This window comes from Mycobacterium sp. 94-17 (assembly GCF_035617725.1).
In the GTDB taxonomy this organism is placed as follows: domain Bacteria; phylum Actinomycetota; class Actinomycetes; order Mycobacteriales; family Mycobacteriaceae; genus Mycobacterium.
Genome location: NZ_JAPIYN010000005.1, coordinates 232420 through 249126, shown reverse-complemented (window position 1 = coordinate 249126; position 16707 = coordinate 232420). Strand labels below are relative to the sequence as shown.

The window sequence follows — 16707 nt, the reverse complement described above, 5'->3', positions numbered from 1 at the left end:
GGCTGGCAGGTGACGCTCAGGCCACAACCTGGATGGGGTCGCCGACGTTCACCTCGTTGAAGTACCAGGCGGCGTTGTCAGGGCTGAGGTTTATGCAGCCGTGGCTGACGTTGGCGTTGCCCTGTGAATCAACCGACCACGGAGCCGAGTGGACGTAGACGCCGCTCCAGGTGACGCGGACGGCGTACTGCGCGGTGATCTTGTATCCCTCGGGCGAGCTCAGCGGGATGCCGATGGTTCGCGAGTCCATCACCACGCTGCGCTGCTTTTCCAGCGCGGTGAAGCTACCGATCGGGGTGGGCCGGCTCGGTTTGCCCATCGACGCCGGCATGGTGCGCAGCACCTCGCCGTCCCTGCTGACGGTGAAGGTGTGCCTGGAGATGCTGGCAACCCCGAGTAACGCGTCGCCGGTGTCGAATCCCGTCGTCAGAGCCTGCACACCGACCGACACGTGGGTGTGGGCGGGCCAATACCGGTCGGGAACCCACTGCACGACGGTGTCTTGGACCCATTCGAAGTGTCCGGGGGTGCCGCCTGGCGACGTGACATGGATGGACCGTTCGACGGCCGCCCGATCGGCCACCGGGGCGGTGAAGGTCACGACGACCGGATGGGCCACGCCCACCACCGCGCCGTCAGCGGGCAAAATCGAGGCGATTTTGGGCTGGGGTTGCGGCAGCGGCACGGCCGCGGTGCTTCGACCGGCAGGGGCTACCAGGGCCACGGCCGTGATCGCGACCATAACAAATAGATAACGAACACCCCGACGCATAGCGTCCACCCTTCGAGATGGTGCGATCAACACACCGGATATTCTACTTGTTACCGACGGATCGCCGGTTTCAGCAAACAATGGCAGCCTGGCTCGGTCGCTTCGGTCACGATCCGATCACCGGTCGAGTTCGATCGGCGTTGCGGAGGAGCAGGAATGTCCGGCGATCACCACACGCGGCCTTCGGCGGACTCGGCGGCGCTGGTGCTGATCGACGTGCAACGCGATTTCTATGCCGACGACGCTCCGATGCGAGTCGAGGGAACGAGTGCGGCCATCGCCGCGATGGCCGACCTGGCGCGGGCGTTCCGGCGGCGGGGGCTACCGATCGTGCATGTGGTGCGCCTGTATCGGGCCGACGGGTCGAACGCCGAGCCGGTGCGGCGCGGATCCATCGCGGACGGTGCGCGGATCGCGGTACCGGGCAGCGCCGGCTCACAGATCGCCGCCGAGCTGCTGCCGAAAACCGTTGAGCTGGAACATCATTTGCTGCTCTCAGGGGGCTTCCAGCGGATCGGGCCCGCCGAGCACGTGATGTACAAGCCGAGGTGGGGAGCCTTCTACCGCACCGGGCTCGAGCAGCATCTACGCGAAAGCGGCTCCGACACGCTGGTTTTCGTGGGCTGCAACTTCCCCAACTGCCCCCGGACGTCGATCTATGAGGCATCCGAACGCGACTTCCGCATTGTGCTGGTGCCCGATGCCATCTCGGGCTTGTATGATCGTGGCGCCCAGGAATGCCGGGCCATCGGGGTGGCGGTGATGGACACCGCGCAGACGCTGGTTTGGCTCGCCGGTTAGCAACGCGTTAGCCTCAGCGGGATCGGTGCCCAAAGGCCGAGCCGAAACCCGAGGAGTGCGGTTGCTCTTCCGTCAGCTGCAGTACTTCGTGGCGGTCGCCTCCGAGCGGCACTTCGCCCGGGCGGCCGAAAAGTGCTTCGTATCCCAGCCGGCGCTGTCGGCCGCGATCGCCAAGCTGGAACGGGAACTGAACGTCACGCTGATCAACCGCGGGCACAGCTTCCAGGGCCTCACGCCCGAAGGCGAACGGTTGGTGGTGTGGGCCAAGCGGATTCTCGCCGAGCACGACGCGTTCAAGTCCGAAGTGGACGCCGTGCGCTCGGGCATCACCGGGACACTGCGGCTAGGCACCGTCCCCACCGCCTCCACCACGGCGTCGCTGGTGCTCTCGGCGTTCTGTTCGGCCCACCCGTTGGCGACGGTGCACATCCTGTCCCGGTTGGCGGCCACCGAACTGTACCGGCGCCTGCGTGAGTTCGAGCTCGATGCCGCCATCGTGCACGCGGCACCCGACGAGGCTCACGACGTGAACCTGGTCCCGCTCTACCGGGAGCGCTATGTGCTGCTGGCACCGGCGGACATGGTGGCGTCCGGCGCCACGACGACGACCTGGGTTGAGGCCGCGCAGTTGCCGCTGGCGTTGCTCACCGCCGAGATGCGCGACCGCCAGATCATCGACAAAGCGTTCGCCGACCATTCCATCACCGTCCGCCCGCAGGTCGAAACCGATTCCGTCGCCTCGTTGTTCGCTCAGGCATCGGCGGGAAACTGGGCGGTCATCGTGCCGCACACGTGGCTGTGGACGTCGCCCCTGGGGCCCGCCATCCGGGCGATGGAAATGGTCGATCCGGTGCTCACGGCCGACGTGGCCCTGGCCACCAACGCGAGCGGACCCGGCTCACCGATTGCCCGTGCGCTGGCCACGTCCGCCGGGCAGCTGGAACTGGACGAGTTTTTCGACACGCAGCTGTTGGGGCTCATCCGCCGGCGCTGACCGCGCCCCGCGCCGGGAGGGCCGCGCTGGCCGGGTTCAGGTTGGACAGGTGCCCGCTTTCCACTCCCGCCGCCGCGTCGAGCTCGCAGTCGATGATCGACGGCGCCCCCGAACCGATCGCCTCGGTCAGCGCCACACGCAGCTCCGACGGCGTGCTGACGTGATATCCCTTGCCGCCGAACGCTTCCGCGAGCAGCTCGTGGCGGGCCCGGGCATTCAGCACCGTCGGGGCCGGATCCGACCCCGGCCCGGGTGGGGCCTCGTCGCCGCGGTAGACGCCGCCGTTGTTGAGGATGACGACGGTCACCGGCAGTCGGTAGCGGCAGATGGTCTCGATTTCCATGCCGCTGAAGCCGAATGCGCTGTCGCCCTCGATCGCGACCACCGGCTTGCCGGTCTCGACCGCGGCGGCGATGGCATACCCCATCCCGATGCCCATCACGCCCCAGGTTCCGGAGTCGAGCCGGTGTCGTGGCAGCTCCATGTCGATGACGTTGCGGGCCAGGTCGAGCGTGTTGGCCCCCTCGTTGACGACATACACGTCCCGGTTGGCTTGCAGCACAGAGCGAATCGCGCCGAGGGCGTTGTAGAAACGCATGGGGTGCGGGTCCTCGGCCAGGCGTTCGCTCATCGAGGCGTTGTTGCGGGCCGTGCGCCCGGCCAGCTCGCGGGTCCAGTCCGGCGGCACGGTGATCGGCCGGGCGGCCACCCCGTCGCACAGCGCGGACATCACCGAGCAGATGTCGCCGGCCAGCGGGGCCGCGATCTGCCGGTTGCTGTCGAACTCCGACGCGGCGATGTCCACCTGAACGAATGTGGCATCCTGGCTCCACTGCGGTGAGTCCCCATGACCCAGCAGCCAATTCAGCCGGGCGCCGACCAGCAGGACCACGTCGGCGCGTGCGATCGCCAGCGAGCGGGCGGCCGCCGCGGACTGGGGGTGCGAGTCCGGCAGCAGGCCCTTGGCCATCGACATCGGCAGGAACGGAATTCCCGTGGTGTCGACGAACGAGCGAATCACGTTGTCGGCCTGCGCATATGCCGCACCCTTGCCCAGCACGATCAACGGCCGCCGCGCGTGGGACAGCACGTCCAGAGCACGGTCCACGGCATCGGGCGCCGGCAACTGCTGGGGAGCGGGATCGATGACCCGCCAGACGGTGCCCGCCGCGGTGGCGGCATCCATGGCCCGGCCCAAGACCTCACCCGGGATGTCCAGGTAGACGCCGCCGGGCCGGCCGGACAGGGCGGTGCGGACAGCGCGGGCGACCCCGCGCCCGATGTCCTCGACCCGGCCGATCCGATAGGCCGCCTTGGCAAACGGCTTCGCGGCGTCGAGCTGATCGAGGTCCTGGTAATCCCCGCGCTGCAGATCCACCAGCGCCCGATTGCTGGAGCCGGAGATCTGAATCATCGGAAAGCAGTTCGTGGTGGCGTTCGCCAGCGCGGGCAGGCCGTTGAGGAAACCCGGGCCGGACGTCGTGAGGCACACCCCGGGCCGCCGGGTGAGGAATCCCGCCGCGGCCGCGGCGTTGCCGGCCGACGCCTCCTGCCGGAAACCGATGTAGCGGATGCCCGACGCCTGCGCCACCCGGGCGAGATCGGTGATCGGGATGCCGACGAGCCCGTAAATGGTTTCGACGTCGTTGGCCTTGAGCGCCTCCACCACGAGATGAAACCCATCGACCTGGCCTGCCGGGTCCGAAGATGCCGAGGCGGTGGACATGGGCGACTCCTCGAATGGTTGCGGTACTTCTTTTAATGCGTTTGCCATCACTGTGGCCCGAGCCCAACCACGTGTCCAAGACGAGGGCACTATCCGGCGATCTACGTTGTCTATCGAGCCAGCTCAGCGGGATGGTAACGCGGTTTGATAGCCGTCAGTTATCGATCGTGAGCCAATCGATATTGGACGTGGCGGAAGGCCGACCGGCAGGGTGGCATCGACAGCGAGAGTGGAGGGAGTCCGGTGATGGGGTCAGACGCGAAGGGCAGGGGCGAGGGTTCCGCAGACCCGGGCATCGCCGATCTGGTCGAGGCGGCGGCGCTCCGCGCGCCACAGGCGCGGGCGCTGGTCGTCACCGCCGAGCGCATACCGGTCGATTACCGCGATCTGATCCGGCTGGTCGACGACCTGGCCGCGCAGTTGAAGTCCGCCGGCCTGCTGCCGGGTGCCCGGCTCGCGCTGCGCGCAGGCAGCAATGCCGAATTCGTCGTGGCGCTGCTGGCCGCATCGCGCGCGGATCTCGTTGTGGTTCCGCTGGATCCGGCCCTGCCCGGCGCCGAGCAGCGCGCCCGCAGCGCCGCGGTGGGCGCCCGGGCGGTGCTGGTGGACCGGCGCGGCGACGCCGACCGCGACACGGCCGCACCGGGCGGCTTGCCGGAGTGGCCGATCACCGTGACGGTCGGGTCTGACGGCACCGCCCCGGCGGTCAGCCTGGCTGTCAGCGCGCCACCCGCGCCTGACGCGTCGGCGCCGCAGGGGCTGCGCGACGACGACGCCATGATCATGTTCACCGGCGGCACCACCGGTGTGCCCAAGATGGTGCCCTGGACGCGCGACAACATTGCCCGCTCCGTGGCGGCCATCATCGCCGGCTACGGGCTGGGAGCGCCGGACGCGACGGTGGCGGTGATGCCGCTCTATCACGGGCACGGCCTGCTCGCCGCGCTGCTCGGCACCCTGGTGTCCGGGGGAGCGGTGTTACTGCCTGCGGGCGGAAAGTTCTCGGCCCACACGTTCTGGGACGACATCGAGGCCGTCGGGGCCACCTGGTACACCGCCGTCCCGACGATCCATCAGATCTTGTTGGAGCGCGCACGAACCGAGCAGCCGGGCGGCGCGCACCCCCTGCGGTTCATCCGGAGTTGCAGCGCGCCGCTGACCGCCGAGACCGCGCAGGCATTGCACGACACGTTCTCGGCCCCGGTGGTGTGCGCCTTCGGGATGACCGAGTCGACCCACCAGGTGGCGACGACGCCCGTCGGCGGCGCGAGCGAGACCGAAAACCCCGGCGCCACACCCGGTCTCGTCGGGCGGTCGACCGGGCCGGCAATCCGGATCGTCGGGCCCGAGGGCCGGGCGCTGCCTGCGGAGACCGTGGGCGAGGTGTGGCTGCACGGCCCGACCGTGGTGCGCGGCTACCTCGGCGACCCGTCCATCACGGCCGCCAACTTCACCGATGGGTGGTTGCATACCGGCGACCTGGGCACCCTGTCGACGGACGGTGACCTCGTGATCCGCGGCCGCATCAAGGAACTCATCAACCGGGGCGGGGAGAAGATCTCGCCGGAACGCGTCGAGGGCGTCCTGGCTACCCATCCCGACGTGCTCGAGGCGGGGGTGTTCGGCGTGCCGGACAAGCTGTACGGGGAGACCGTGGCCGCGGTCATCGTCGCGCGCGGATCCACCGCGCCCACGGCCGACGACCTGGCGGCGTTCTGCCGGGACCGCCTGGCGCGCTTCGAGGTTCCGGCCGAGTTCCGGCTGGCCGCCGAACTGCCGCACACCGCGAAGGGCTCGCTGGACAGGCGCGCGGTGGCCGAGCAGTTCGGCCGCAGAGGCTGACGGGTTCTAGACGGCGGCGTGCAGCCGTGCGGCCGCGGATTCGGGCATCGGTTCGTAGCGGGCGAACGACCGGGTGAACGACGCGGCGCCGTGCGCCAGGGACCGGAGGTCGATGGCATAGCGGGTCAACTCCACCTGCGGCACCTCGGCCCTGACCACGGTGCGCTCGTTGCCGGCCGTATCCGAGCCGAGCACCCGGCCGCGCCGGCTGGACAGGTCACCCATCACCGCGCCGACGAAATCGTCGGGAACCAGCACCGAGATCTCGTCGATGGGCTCGAGCAGCGCCACCTTGGTCGCGGCGGCGGCCTCCCGCAGCGCCAGCGAGCCCGCCACCTGGAAGGCGAAGTCCGACGAGTCGACGCTGTGCGCCTTGCCGTCGAGCAGCGTGACGCGGATGTCGACCACCGGGTAGCCGGCGTGCACACCCTTCTCCATCTGGGCCCGCACGCCCTTTTCCACGCTCGGAATGAACTGCCGCGGCACCGCTCCGCCGACCACCTTGTCGACGAACTCGAAACCGGATCCTTCCGGCAGGGGCTCCACCTCGATGTCGCACACGGCGTACTGGCCGTGGCCGCCGGACTGCTTGACGTGGCGTCCGTGGCCTTTTGCCTTGCCGCCGAACGTCTCTCGCAGCGGGACGCGCAGCTCCACCGTGTCGACGGTGACGCCGTACCGGTTGGCCAGCGCGTCGAGCACCACGCCGGCATGTGATTCGCCCATGCACCACAGCACTATCTGGTGGGTTTCCTGATTCTGCTCGATCCGCAGCGTCGGATCCTCGGCGGCCAGCCGTCCCAACCCCACCGACAGCTTGTCCTCGTCGGTCTTGGCGTGGGCCGCGATCGCGACCGGCAGCAAGGGCTCGGGCATGGTCCAGGGCTTCAGCACCAGCGGCTCCGACTTGTCCGAAAGAGTGTCACCCGTCTCGGCGCGGCTCAGCTTGCCGATCGCGCAGATGTCACCCGCCACCACCGTGGCGGCCGGGCGCTGCTGCTTGCCCAGCGGGAAGGACAGCACCCCGACGCGCTCGTCCTCGTCGTGGTCGGGGTGCGCATGGCCACTGCCGTTGCCGGTGCCGAAAAACGACGCAAAATGGCCCGACACATGAACCGTCGTGTCGGGCCTGATGGTCCCGGAGAACACCCGGACCAGGCTGACCCTGCCCACGTACGGGTCCGACGTCGTCTTCACCACCTCGGCGAGCAACGGCGCGTCCGCCGCGCAGCTCAGGCCGGCGTGTGGCGCACCCAGCGGGGTGAAGACCTCCGGCAGTGGGTGTTCCATCGGGGACGGGAACCCGCGGGTGGCGACTTCCAGCAATTCCAGGGTGCCGACGCCGCTGCCGCTGCACACCGGGATCACCGGAAAGAACGACCCTCGGGCGACGGCCCGCTCCAGGTCTTGGATCAGCACGGCTTCGTCGATGGCCTCGCCCCCGAGATAGCGCTCCATCAGCGACTCGTCCTCGGACTCCTCGATGATGCCTTCGATGAGGGCGCCGCGCGCTTCCTCGATCTGCTCGGCGTCGGAGGGGTCGAGCGCCTGCGGGGCGCGGTCGCCGTCGGTGTATTCGTATCGCGTTTGCGACAGCAGCCCGATCAGGCCGTGGCAGGAGGGCAGGCCGGTGGGGAGGTAGAGCGGTAACACCTTGTCGCCGAACGCATTCTGGGCCGCGGACAGCGCTTCCTGGTAATTCGCCCGCGCGTGGTCGAGCTTGGTGACCACCACGGCGCGGGGCATGCCGACCTGGTCGCATTCCTGCCACAGCGATTTGGTGGGCTCGTCGACGCCCTCGTTGGCTGCGATGACGAACAGCGCACAGTCCGCGGCGCGCAGCCCGGCCCGCAATTCGCCGACGAAGTCGGCATATCCAGGAGTGTCGACCAGGTTCACCTTGACGCCATCGTGCGACAGGGACGCCACGGCGACGCCGACCGACCGTTGTTGGCGGATCTCGGCCTCGTCGTAGTCGCACACCGTGCTGCCGTCGGCGACCGAGCCACTTCGGTTCAGCACCCGGGCAGCGACCAACAGGGCGTCCACGAGTGTGGTCTTGCCGCCACCCGACGGGCCCACCAGCACCACGTTGCGAATGTCGTCGGGACCGTTGGCGGTGGGAGCGTTTCCAGCTCCCTGGGACGCATTTGTCCTGTCGGCCATGACTTTCCTCCAGGTTGCCCGGGGCGCGCCGTTGCTGACCTTGTCGGCACCTATCTAGCTACCATCCACCGAACTTCCGGCGACCACAAGACCGTCGGGCCACATGGGGTGCGCGCGGCCGGGGGACGGTGCTCAGTAGTGCCAGCTGGACCAACGCTGCACGGCGATCTCGATCACCGGGCCGTCCAGCGAAACCGATTCGTATTGAGGGTATTTCGCGCGCAGCAACCGGCGCCCACGAGTAACGGCGTCACCGTCGGTGTGCACGGTGGCGATGCCGTCGGCGCGCACCCACCACAGCCGGGTCCAGTCGTCGTCGTAGTGATCGACGAGCAGGCTCACCCGCGGGTTGCCGTCGATGTTGGCCAGCCGGCGCAGCCGCCGCGTCGATTTCGGTTTCGCGTCGACGGCCGTGTACACCACGTCGGACCCGGCTCGGTCGTCGGCGAGGACCGCGAAGACCACCGGCACCAGATGCGGCAGGCCGCCAGGCGCGACGGTGGCCAGCCGGGCTATCGCGGAATCGGTGAAGCTGGCCCTGGCGTCGAAGTCGCCCACTGCGTCAGCTTAGGACGCACGGCCGGCGAGAGCGGGCAACCGGTCGGGCAGTCAGAACCTGGCGCATGCCGTGCATAGCAACCTGCATTACGGTTATATACACACCGGTTATATACACAGATTGTGCCGCCAAGACCCTGTGGCCGGGACAGTTCCTTTTCTACCGCGAAGCAGGAGGGTGACACCGATGGGCAAATCGCACCACCGCTCGGTGTTGAGGTCATGGTTGGTCGGCGTGCTCACCGTGGTCGGGCTCGGACTTGGCCTGCAGGCCGGGGTACCCGTCGCGTCGGCGGCGCCCCCGAACCTGGCGCTGGATCGGTTCAGCGACCGTCCGCTGGCGCCGCTGGACCCGTCGGCGATGGTCGGTCAGGTCGGGCCGCAGGTGGTCAACATCGACACCAAGTTCGGCTACAACAATGCGGTGGGCGCCGGGACCGGCATCGTGATCGATCCCAACGGCGTCGTCCTGACCAACAACCACGTGATCTCGGGCGCCACCGACATCAGCGCCTTCGACGTCGGGAATGGCCAGACCTACGCCGTTGACGTGGTCGGTTACGACCGCACGCAGGACATCGCGGTGCTGCAGCTGCGCGGCGCGGCGGGCCTTCCCACCGTCGCGATCGGCCCTGCGGCCACGGTGGGCGAGCCCATCGTCGCGCTCGGAAACGCGGGCGGTCAGGGCGGCACACCCAACGCGGTCGCCGGCAAGGTCGTCGCGCTCAACCAGAGCGTCTCGGCGACCGACACCCTGACCGGTGCGCAGGAGAACCTGGGCGGCCTGATCCAGGCGGACGCCCCGATCAAGCCAGGCGACTCGGGTGGGCCCATGGTGAACAACGCCGGCCAGGTGATCGGCGTGGACACCGCCGCCACCGACAGCTACAAGATGTCCGGCGGGCAGGGCTTCGCGATTCCCATCGGACGTGCGATGGGGGTCGCCGGGCAGATCCGGTCCGGCGGCGGGTCGAACACGGTTCACATCGGTCCCACCGCCTTCCTGGGCCTGGGTGTGATGGACAACAACGGCAACGGCGCGCGGGTGCAACGGGTGGTCGGCACCGGTCCCGCCGGGGCCGCCGGAATCGCGCCCGGCGACGTCATCACCGGCGTCGACAACGTCGCGATCAACGGCGCGACGTCGATGACCGAGGTGCTCGTTCCGCACCACCCCGGTGACAACATCGCGGTGCACTACCGGTCCAGTGATGGTGGCGATCACACCGTGAACATCACCCTGGCGGAGGGGCCGCCGGCCTGACATCTGCGCTGACGAAATCCGGCCGCCGGCCAAATCATTTGCGACCGGGCATGTTTCGGCGTACTCGTGAGGGTGTGATTCCGAAAGCCGCACCCAGGGTATCCGTGGCATCGTGGATTTGATGAACGACGCAAGAGAAGCTGTCGAGCACCATCCCGAGGGGGGCAGTCACGTCCAGGACGGCGTCGTGGAGCACCCCGAGGCCGAGGACTTCAACAACGCCACAGCGCTGCCCACCGACCCGACGTGGTTCAAGCACGCAGTGTTCTACGAGGTGTTGGTGCGGGCGTTCTTCGACGCCAACGCGGACGGCGCCGGCGACCTGCGCGGCCTGTTGGGGCGCCTGGACTACCTGCAGTGGCTGGGCATCGACTGCATCTGGCTGCCGCCCTTCTACGACTCGCCCCTGCGCGACGGCGGGTATGACATCCGGGACTTCTACAAAGTGCTGCCCGAGTTCGGCACGGTCGAGGATTTCGTCGCGCTGCTCAACGCGGCGCACGAGCGCGGCATCCGGGTCATCACCGACCTGGTGATGAACCACACATCGGATTCACACCCCTGGTTCCAGGAATCGCGCCACGACCCCGAGGGCCCCTACGGTGACTTCTACGTGTGGAGCGACACCAGCGAGAAGTACACCGATGCCCGAATCATCTTCATCGACACCGAGGAGTCGAACTGGACCTTCGACCCGGTCCGCAAGCAGTTCTACTGGCATCGGTTCTTCTCCCACCAGCCGGATCTGAACTACGACAACCCCGCCGTGCAGGAAGCCATGATCGACGTGCTGCGATTCTGGCTCGGGCTGGGTATCGACGGGTTCCGGCTTGACGCGGTGCCCTACCTGTTCGAACGCGAGGGCACCAACTGCGAGAATCTGCCCGAGACGCACGCCTTCCTCAAGCGTGTCCGCAAGGTCATCGACGACGAGTTCCCGGGCCGGGTGCTGCTGGCCGAGGCCAACCAGTGGCCGGCCGACGTCGTCGAATACTTCGGTGACGCCACCACCGGCGGCGACGAATGCCACATGGCGTTTCACTTTCCGCTGATGCCGCGCATCTTCATGGCGGTCCGCCGCGAATCGCGCTTCCCGATCTCGGAGATCCTGGCGCAGACGCCCGAGATCCCCGATCTGGCGCAGTGGGGGATCTTCCTGCGTAACCACGACGAGTTGACGCTGGAAATGGTCACCGACGAAGAACGTGACTACATGTACTCCGAGTACGCCAAGGACCCGCGGATGAAGGCCAACGTCGGCATCCGCCGCCGGTTGGCGCCGCTGCTGGACAACGACCGCAACCAGATCGAGCTGTTCACCGCGCTGCTGCTGTCGCTGCCCGGCTCACCGGTGCTCTACTACGGCGACGAGATCGGCATGGGCGACGTGATCTGGCTGGGTGACCGCGACGGGGTGCGTACCCCGATGCAGTGGACACCGGACCGCAATGCAGGCTTCTCCAAGGCCAACCCGGGCCGGCTGTATCTGCCGCCCAGCCAGGACTCCGTCTACGGCTATCAGGCGGTCAATGTGGAGGCCCAGCGCGACACCTCCACGTCGCTGCTCAATTTCACCCGCACCATGCTGGCCGTGCGGCGCCGTCACGAGGCCTTCGCGATCGGCAGCTTCGAGGAGCTGGGCGGCTCGAACCCGTCGGTGCTGGCCTTCGTCCGGCAGGTGTCCGACGGCGGTGACACCGTGCTGTGCGTCAATAACCTGTCGCGCTTCCCCCAGCCGATTGAGCTGAATCTGCAGCATTGGAGCGGTTGCACGCCGGTCGAGCTGACCGGGCAGGTGGAGTTTCCGCGCATCGGTCACCTGCCTTACCTGCTCACACTGCCGGGGCACGGGTTCTACTGGTTCCAGCTGGCCGGATGCGAAGTGGACGCGTGACGGCGACGATGCAGAGCGTAGCGATGAGGAGGAGTGGCGCAGATGACCGAACCGGCCAAGCTGCCGTGGTCTGAGTGGCTTCCACAGCAACGTTGGTACGCCGGGCGTAACCGCCAGCTGTCCAGCGCCGAGGCGAGTGTTGTCGTCCCGCTCGACGACGGCCTCGACCTGGTGCTCGTCGACGCCGACTTCGCCGACGGCACGCGTCACCGGTATCAGGTGATCGTGCGGTGGGATGTGGCCCCGGTGTCCGAGTACGGCGCGGTCGCGACCATCGGCGCCGTCGGCGACCGGACCGGCTTCGATGCGATGTATGACGCCGAGGCGCCGAAGTATCTGCTCTCGCTGATCGACTCGTCCGCCTCGCGCGGCGCGCCGGGCGCCGAGGTGAGATTCGGCAAAGAACCGGATGCGGCGCTGCCGCTGGAGGCGATGGCGCACGTCTCGGATGCCGAGCAGTCCAACACCAGCGTCATTTTTGACCGCGACGCCATCTTCAAGGTGTTCCGCCGGGTCAGCCGCGGCATCAACCCCGACATCGAGCTGAACCGGGTGCTCGGCCGGGCGGGCAACCCGCACGTCGCGCGGCTCCTGGGGGCCTACGAGATGACGGGTCCGGAGGGCGGCGCCGACGCGGCGTGGCCGCTGGGCATGGTGACCGAGTTCGCCGCGAACGCCGCCGAGGGCTGGGCGATGGCCACCGCCAGCGTCCGCGACCTGTTCGCCGAAGGCGACCTGTACGCGTACGAGGTCGGCGGCGACTTCGCCGGTGAGTCCCACCGACTGGGCGAGGCGGTGGCGTCGGTGCACGCCACCCTGGCCGAGACGCTCGGGTCCTCCCAGGCCGTCTTCCCGGTGGACACCATGCTGGCGCGGCTGTCCGCGACGGCGGCGCTGGTTCCCGAGCTCGGGGAGCATGTGGCGACGATCGAGGAGCGATTCCAGAAGTTGGTCTCCGAGACGATCACCGTGCAACGCGTCCACGGCGACCTGCACCTGGGCCAGGTGCTGCGCACGCCGGAGAGCTGGCTCATTATCGATTTCGAGGGCGAACCGGGGCAGCCCCTGGAGGAGCGCCGCGCGCCCGACTCACCGTTGCGCGACGTGGCCGGCGTGCTGCGGTCGTTCGAGTACGCCGCTTACGGGCCGCTGGTCGACCACGCGGACGACAAGCAGTTGGCGGCGCGCGCCCGCGAGTGGGTCGAGCGCAACCGGACGGCGTTCTGCGACGGGTACGCGGCCGCCGCCGGGATCGATCCGCGCGATTCGGCGCAGCTGCTGGCCGCCTACGAGCTGGACAAGGCCGTCTACGAGGCCGGCTACGAGGCCCGCCACCGCCCGGGCTGGCTGCCGATCCCGTTGCGCTCCATCGCTCGTCTCGCCGCTGCCTAGCGTCTTGCCGCGGCTCCCTGAAAGCAGGTGCGTGTTGCCGAGCGAGATATGCAACAGCGAATCGCGATTGTCGTGGGTGCTGGCCGCGCTCGCGGGTGTGCTGGGGGCCACCGCGTTCAGCCACTCCGCCGGCTACTTCGTGACCTTCATGACCGGCAACGCCCAACGCGCGGTGCTCGGATATTTCCGCGGCGACGTGGTGCTGTCGCTCACGGCGGGCGCGTTGATCATGTGCTTCGTCGCGGGCGTGGTGGTGGCCTCGGTCTGTCGGCGTCATTTCTGGGTGGCGCATCCGCACGGCCCGACGGTGCTGACGACGTTCAGCCTGGCCGCGGCCACCGTGGTCGACGTCGTCGGTGAGGGTTGGCGGGAGAACCTGCTCGACTTCGCGCCAATCATGTTGGTGGTCTTTGGGATTGGTGGTTTGAACACTTCATTCGTCGAGAACGGCGAGGTGTCGGTGCCGTTGAGCTACGTGACCGGCACGCTGGTGAAGATGGGTCAGGGGATCGAGCGCCATATCGCCGGCGGATCGGCGGCGGACTGGCTGGGCTACTGCCTGCTGTTCGCCGCCTTCGTGGTGGGCGCGGCAGGGGGTGGCTTCATCAGCACGCTGATCAACGGGACGTGGATGCTGGTGACGGCCACCGTCGTGTGCGCGGTGACCACCGGGTACACCTATTTCCACTCCGATCGCCGGGCCCTGCTCGAGGAGACGTGAAAAAGGGCATCGGCAGTAGCGCTGACCGGTGCGCTACTGCCGATGCCGGCTTGCGGGGGTTTCAGGCGGCCGGCTGTGCCGGTTGCGCCGGCTGCGCGGCGGTGTTGTTGGCGAGCAGCACCTGCTGCATGTCGGGCTTCATGGCCAGCAACTGCTGGTTCCAGTAGGGCCACGAGTGCGTCCCGTTGGCCGGGAAGTTGAACACGCCGTTGCGCCCGCCCGCGGCCGCATAGCTGTTCTGGAACTGCTCGTTGGTGCGCAGCGTCAGGCCTTCCAGGAACTTGGCGGGCATGTTGTCGCCACCGAGGTCGCTGGGAGTGCCGTTACCGCAGTAGATCCAGAGGCGGGTGTTGTTGGCGACCAGTCGCGGGATTTGGACCATCGGGTCGTTGCGCTTCCACGCCGGGTCACTGGACGGGCCCCACATGCTGTTGGCGTTGTAGCCGCCCGCGTCGTTCATCGCCAACCCGATCAGGGTGGGCCACCAACCCTCGGACGGGTTGAGGAAGCCCGACAGCGCGGCGGCGTAGGGGAACTGCTGCGGGTAGTAGGCCGCCAGGATCAGTGCGGAGCCGCCCGACATCGACAGCCCCACCGCCGCATTGCCCGCGGGAGAAATCTGCTTGTTGGACTGCATCCACAGCGGCATTTCCTGGGTCAGGAACGTCTCCCACTTGTAGGTGTAGTTCTGCCCGTTACCCGAGGACGGTTGGTACCAGTTGCTGTAGAAGCTGGACTGGCCGCCGACCGGCATGATCACCGACAGGCCGGACTGGTAGAACTCCTCGAACGCGGGGGTGTTGATGTCCCAGCCGTTGTAGTCGTCCTGCGCGCGCAGGCCGTCGAGCAGGTACACGGCGTGCGGTCCGCCGCCCTGGAACTGGATTTTGATGTTGCGGCCCATCGACGGCGACGGAACCTCGAGGTATTCGACTGGAAGCCCCGGCTTGGAGAAGGCTCCCGCGACGGGGGAGCCGCCGGAGGCAATGGCGAGACCGGACAGCAGGGAGGCCCCCATCGCCGCGACCGCCAGTCGGCGCGGCATGGTAGCCGCTGCGCCACGCAACTTTTCGAAGAAGGACATAGCTGTCTACCCATCCCAACTTTCATCTGCCGCAGGGTGCGGTCGAATCTGTTCTCGGGGAGTGAAACACAGCGCGGGTGCCGAATTCGGTTGTCACGGCCGGGATAACAGATCGCGGTTGGCTAACGATTGAGCCTCGCCCAGACATCGTCACGGTCAGGTCACGATGGGCTCCCGAAACCATGTGCCGCCAATCGGGCGGATTCCCGAACATCCAGCCACCGCTGATGTCACGATTCGTCACGGCTCCGCATGACCGGTGCCATAGAACAGTCTGGGAGTGCTCCGTTGACCGCGACGTTTGTCTCACCGTCGGATCTCGACCATGGGCTGCTCGCGAATGCCATCAGGTGGTTTGGGCAAGCCCGGGGCCAAGAACTGTGCGACATTCCCGCCTGCCTCGACGGACAGCACTGGCGCACCATCCCGTTCACCCGGAAGCCCGATCTCCGGGCCGAATTGCGACCCTATGCGGAAAGCGGCGATTGGATCACTCGATTGTCTTCGAGCGGCACGACGGCGGATCCCGTCGTGTCACCGTGGTCCGAAGCGGATGAACAGGTCGCGGACGCGACGGTGCGCGCCATCCATGCGCGTTGCCCATCGATCGGCGGTGCCCGCTGCGCGGTGATCGCACCCAGCCCGAGCCTGGCGGTCGCCTATTCGATGTTGCGCGAGATCGAATTGAGCGGCGGTGTGCCGCTGATCATCCCGCCGGGCGATGCCGAAACGGTGTGCCGCGCGCTGGTCGACGAGGGGATTGAGGTGGTGTTCACGCTGCCGCTGGTGGCCTCGCGGATCGGGGAGTATTGCACCCTGACTCGGGGGGCGCCCCCGGCGGGCATTCGTTTGCTCTTCTGTGGCGGCGACGTGTTGTCACCGGCACGGCAGGCGATGTTGGCGAACATGTGGGATGCGTGTGTGCTCAACATGTTCGGTTGCTCGGAGCTGTTCGGCCCCGTTGCGGGCCCCGGCGAGGAGGGTGGCCCGCTGGTCTGGCGGTGCGAGCACGTGGCGGTCGAGGTGGTCGACAGCGCCACCCTCTCACCCTGCGGGACCGGGGATCGCGGCGTCATGGTGCTGTCCACGCTGTGGCCGAAAGCCAGCCCCTTGCTGCGTTACTGGACCGACGACATGGTGCAGCTCGTCGGAACCAACGCCACGGCAGAACCCTTCGTGTTCGAGTACATCGGGCGTCCGGCGTCGACGCTGCATGTTGACGGTAAACCAATACCATTGCGGGACATCGACGAAGCTTTGCTGTTCGACGGATGGTGTACGTCGGAATGGTCCATTCGCCAGACGGTGAACGGTGTCGTCATCGAAGCAGAGACGGTTCACGGTAAGCCCGCCGTGCTGCGAAGTGCGCGAGAGGCTTTGCGCGCCAGCGTTGATATCGATGTTGAGCTGGTGCCCCGAGTACCGGGTTCTCTTTCGAGGGTCATACCGAAATTCACGGTTCCCGGCCGGGCTTGATCCACAGCGGCCGGCGG

At 67.8% G+C, this 16707-nt stretch carries 13 protein-coding genes; 8 read left to right on the top strand and 5 right to left on the bottom strand.

All coding sequences use genetic code 11. The annotated features are described in order from the left end of the window. Positions 1-16: 16 nt before the first annotated feature. A complete protein-coding gene (locus OQ789_RS08865) occupies positions 17-772 on the bottom strand; it encodes a L,D-transpeptidase (RefSeq protein ID WP_324685016.1) in 756 nt (251 codons plus the stop codon). 156 nt (positions 773-928) lie between these two features. Between OQ789_RS08865 and OQ789_RS08860 the strand changes: the two genes are divergently transcribed. Both OQ789_RS08860 and OQ789_RS08855 read left to right on the top strand, forming a co-directional pair. Then, complete coding sequence (locus tag OQ789_RS08860; RefSeq protein ID WP_420716069.1) at positions 929-1573, top strand: cysteine hydrolase family protein; 645 nt, start codon at positions 929-931, stop codon at positions 1571-1573. A 61-nt stretch (positions 1574-1634) separates the two neighbouring features. Further along, positions 1635-2567: a LysR family transcriptional regulator gene (locus OQ789_RS08855; protein ID WP_324685014.1), complete on the top strand. Its 933-nt coding sequence runs from the start codon at positions 1635-1637 to the stop codon at positions 2565-2567. Here OQ789_RS08855 and oxc read toward each other — a convergent pair. Next, complete coding sequence (gene oxc, locus OQ789_RS08850; protein ID WP_324685012.1) at positions 2551-4293, bottom strand: oxalyl-CoA decarboxylase; 1743 nt, start codon at positions 4291-4293, stop codon at positions 2551-2553. The genes OQ789_RS08855 and oxc overlap by 17 nt on opposite strands. Positions 4294-4539: 246 nt before the next feature. Here oxc and OQ789_RS08845 point away from each other — a divergent pair, with 246 nt between their 5' ends. Beyond that, complete coding sequence (locus tag OQ789_RS08845) at positions 4540-6135, top strand: FadD7 family fatty acid--CoA ligase (protein ID WP_324685010.1); 1596 nt, start codon at positions 4540-4542, stop codon at positions 6133-6135. 6 nt (positions 6136-6141) lie between these two features. On the opposite strand, the gene OQ789_RS08840 is transcribed toward OQ789_RS08845, so the two are convergent. Both OQ789_RS08840 and OQ789_RS08835 read right to left on the bottom strand, forming a co-directional pair. Next, positions 6142-8301, bottom strand: coding sequence for an elongation factor G-like protein EF-G2 (locus tag OQ789_RS08840; protein ID WP_324685008.1), 2160 nt, complete (start codon positions 8299-8301; stop codon positions 6142-6144). A gap of 132 nt (positions 8302-8433) precedes the next feature. Next, positions 8434-8859 carry a TIGR03668 family PPOX class F420-dependent oxidoreductase gene (locus OQ789_RS08835; RefSeq protein WP_324685006.1) on the bottom strand — a complete coding sequence of 142 codons (426 nt, stop codon included), beginning with the start codon at positions 8857-8859 and terminating at the stop codon, positions 8434-8436. Positions 8860-9046: 187 nt separating this feature from the next. On the opposite strand from OQ789_RS08835, the gene OQ789_RS08830 reads away from it, so the two are divergent. From OQ789_RS08830 to OQ789_RS08815, 4 genes are all read left to right on the top strand, one after another. Then, entirely contained in the window at positions 9047-10123 is a 1077-nt protein-coding gene (locus tag OQ789_RS08830) for a S1C family serine protease (RefSeq protein WP_324685004.1), read from the top strand. A gap of 121 nt (positions 10124-10244) precedes the next feature. After that, on the top strand, positions 10245-12017 hold the full coding sequence (gene treS, locus OQ789_RS08825; RefSeq protein WP_324685002.1) for a maltose alpha-D-glucosyltransferase: 1773 nt from the start codon (positions 10245-10247) through the stop codon (positions 12015-12017). A gap of 42 nt (positions 12018-12059) precedes the next feature. Next, complete coding sequence (locus OQ789_RS08820; RefSeq protein ID WP_324685001.1) at positions 12060-13409, top strand: maltokinase N-terminal cap-like domain-containing protein; 1350 nt, start codon at positions 12060-12062, stop codon at positions 13407-13409. A 34-nt stretch (positions 13410-13443) separates the two neighbouring features. Further along, positions 13444-14130 carry a YoaK family protein gene (locus OQ789_RS08815; protein WP_324685089.1) on the top strand — a complete coding sequence of 229 codons (687 nt, stop codon included), beginning with the start codon at positions 13444-13446 and terminating at the stop codon, positions 14128-14130. Between the two features lie 61 nt (positions 14131-14191). Here the strand turns inward: OQ789_RS08815 and ag85C are convergent, their stop codons facing one another. Then, a complete protein-coding gene (ag85C, locus tag OQ789_RS08810; protein WP_324685000.1) occupies positions 14192-15214 on the bottom strand; it encodes a diacylglycerol acyltransferase/mycolyltransferase Ag85C in 1023 nt (340 codons plus the stop codon). A gap of 531 nt (positions 15215-15745) precedes the next feature. Between ag85C and OQ789_RS08805 the strand changes: the two genes are divergently transcribed. Further along, positions 15746-16690: a hypothetical protein gene (locus OQ789_RS08805; RefSeq protein WP_324684999.1), complete on the top strand. Its 945-nt coding sequence runs from the start codon at positions 15746-15748 to the stop codon at positions 16688-16690. Positions 16691-16707: the final 17 nt, after the last annotated feature.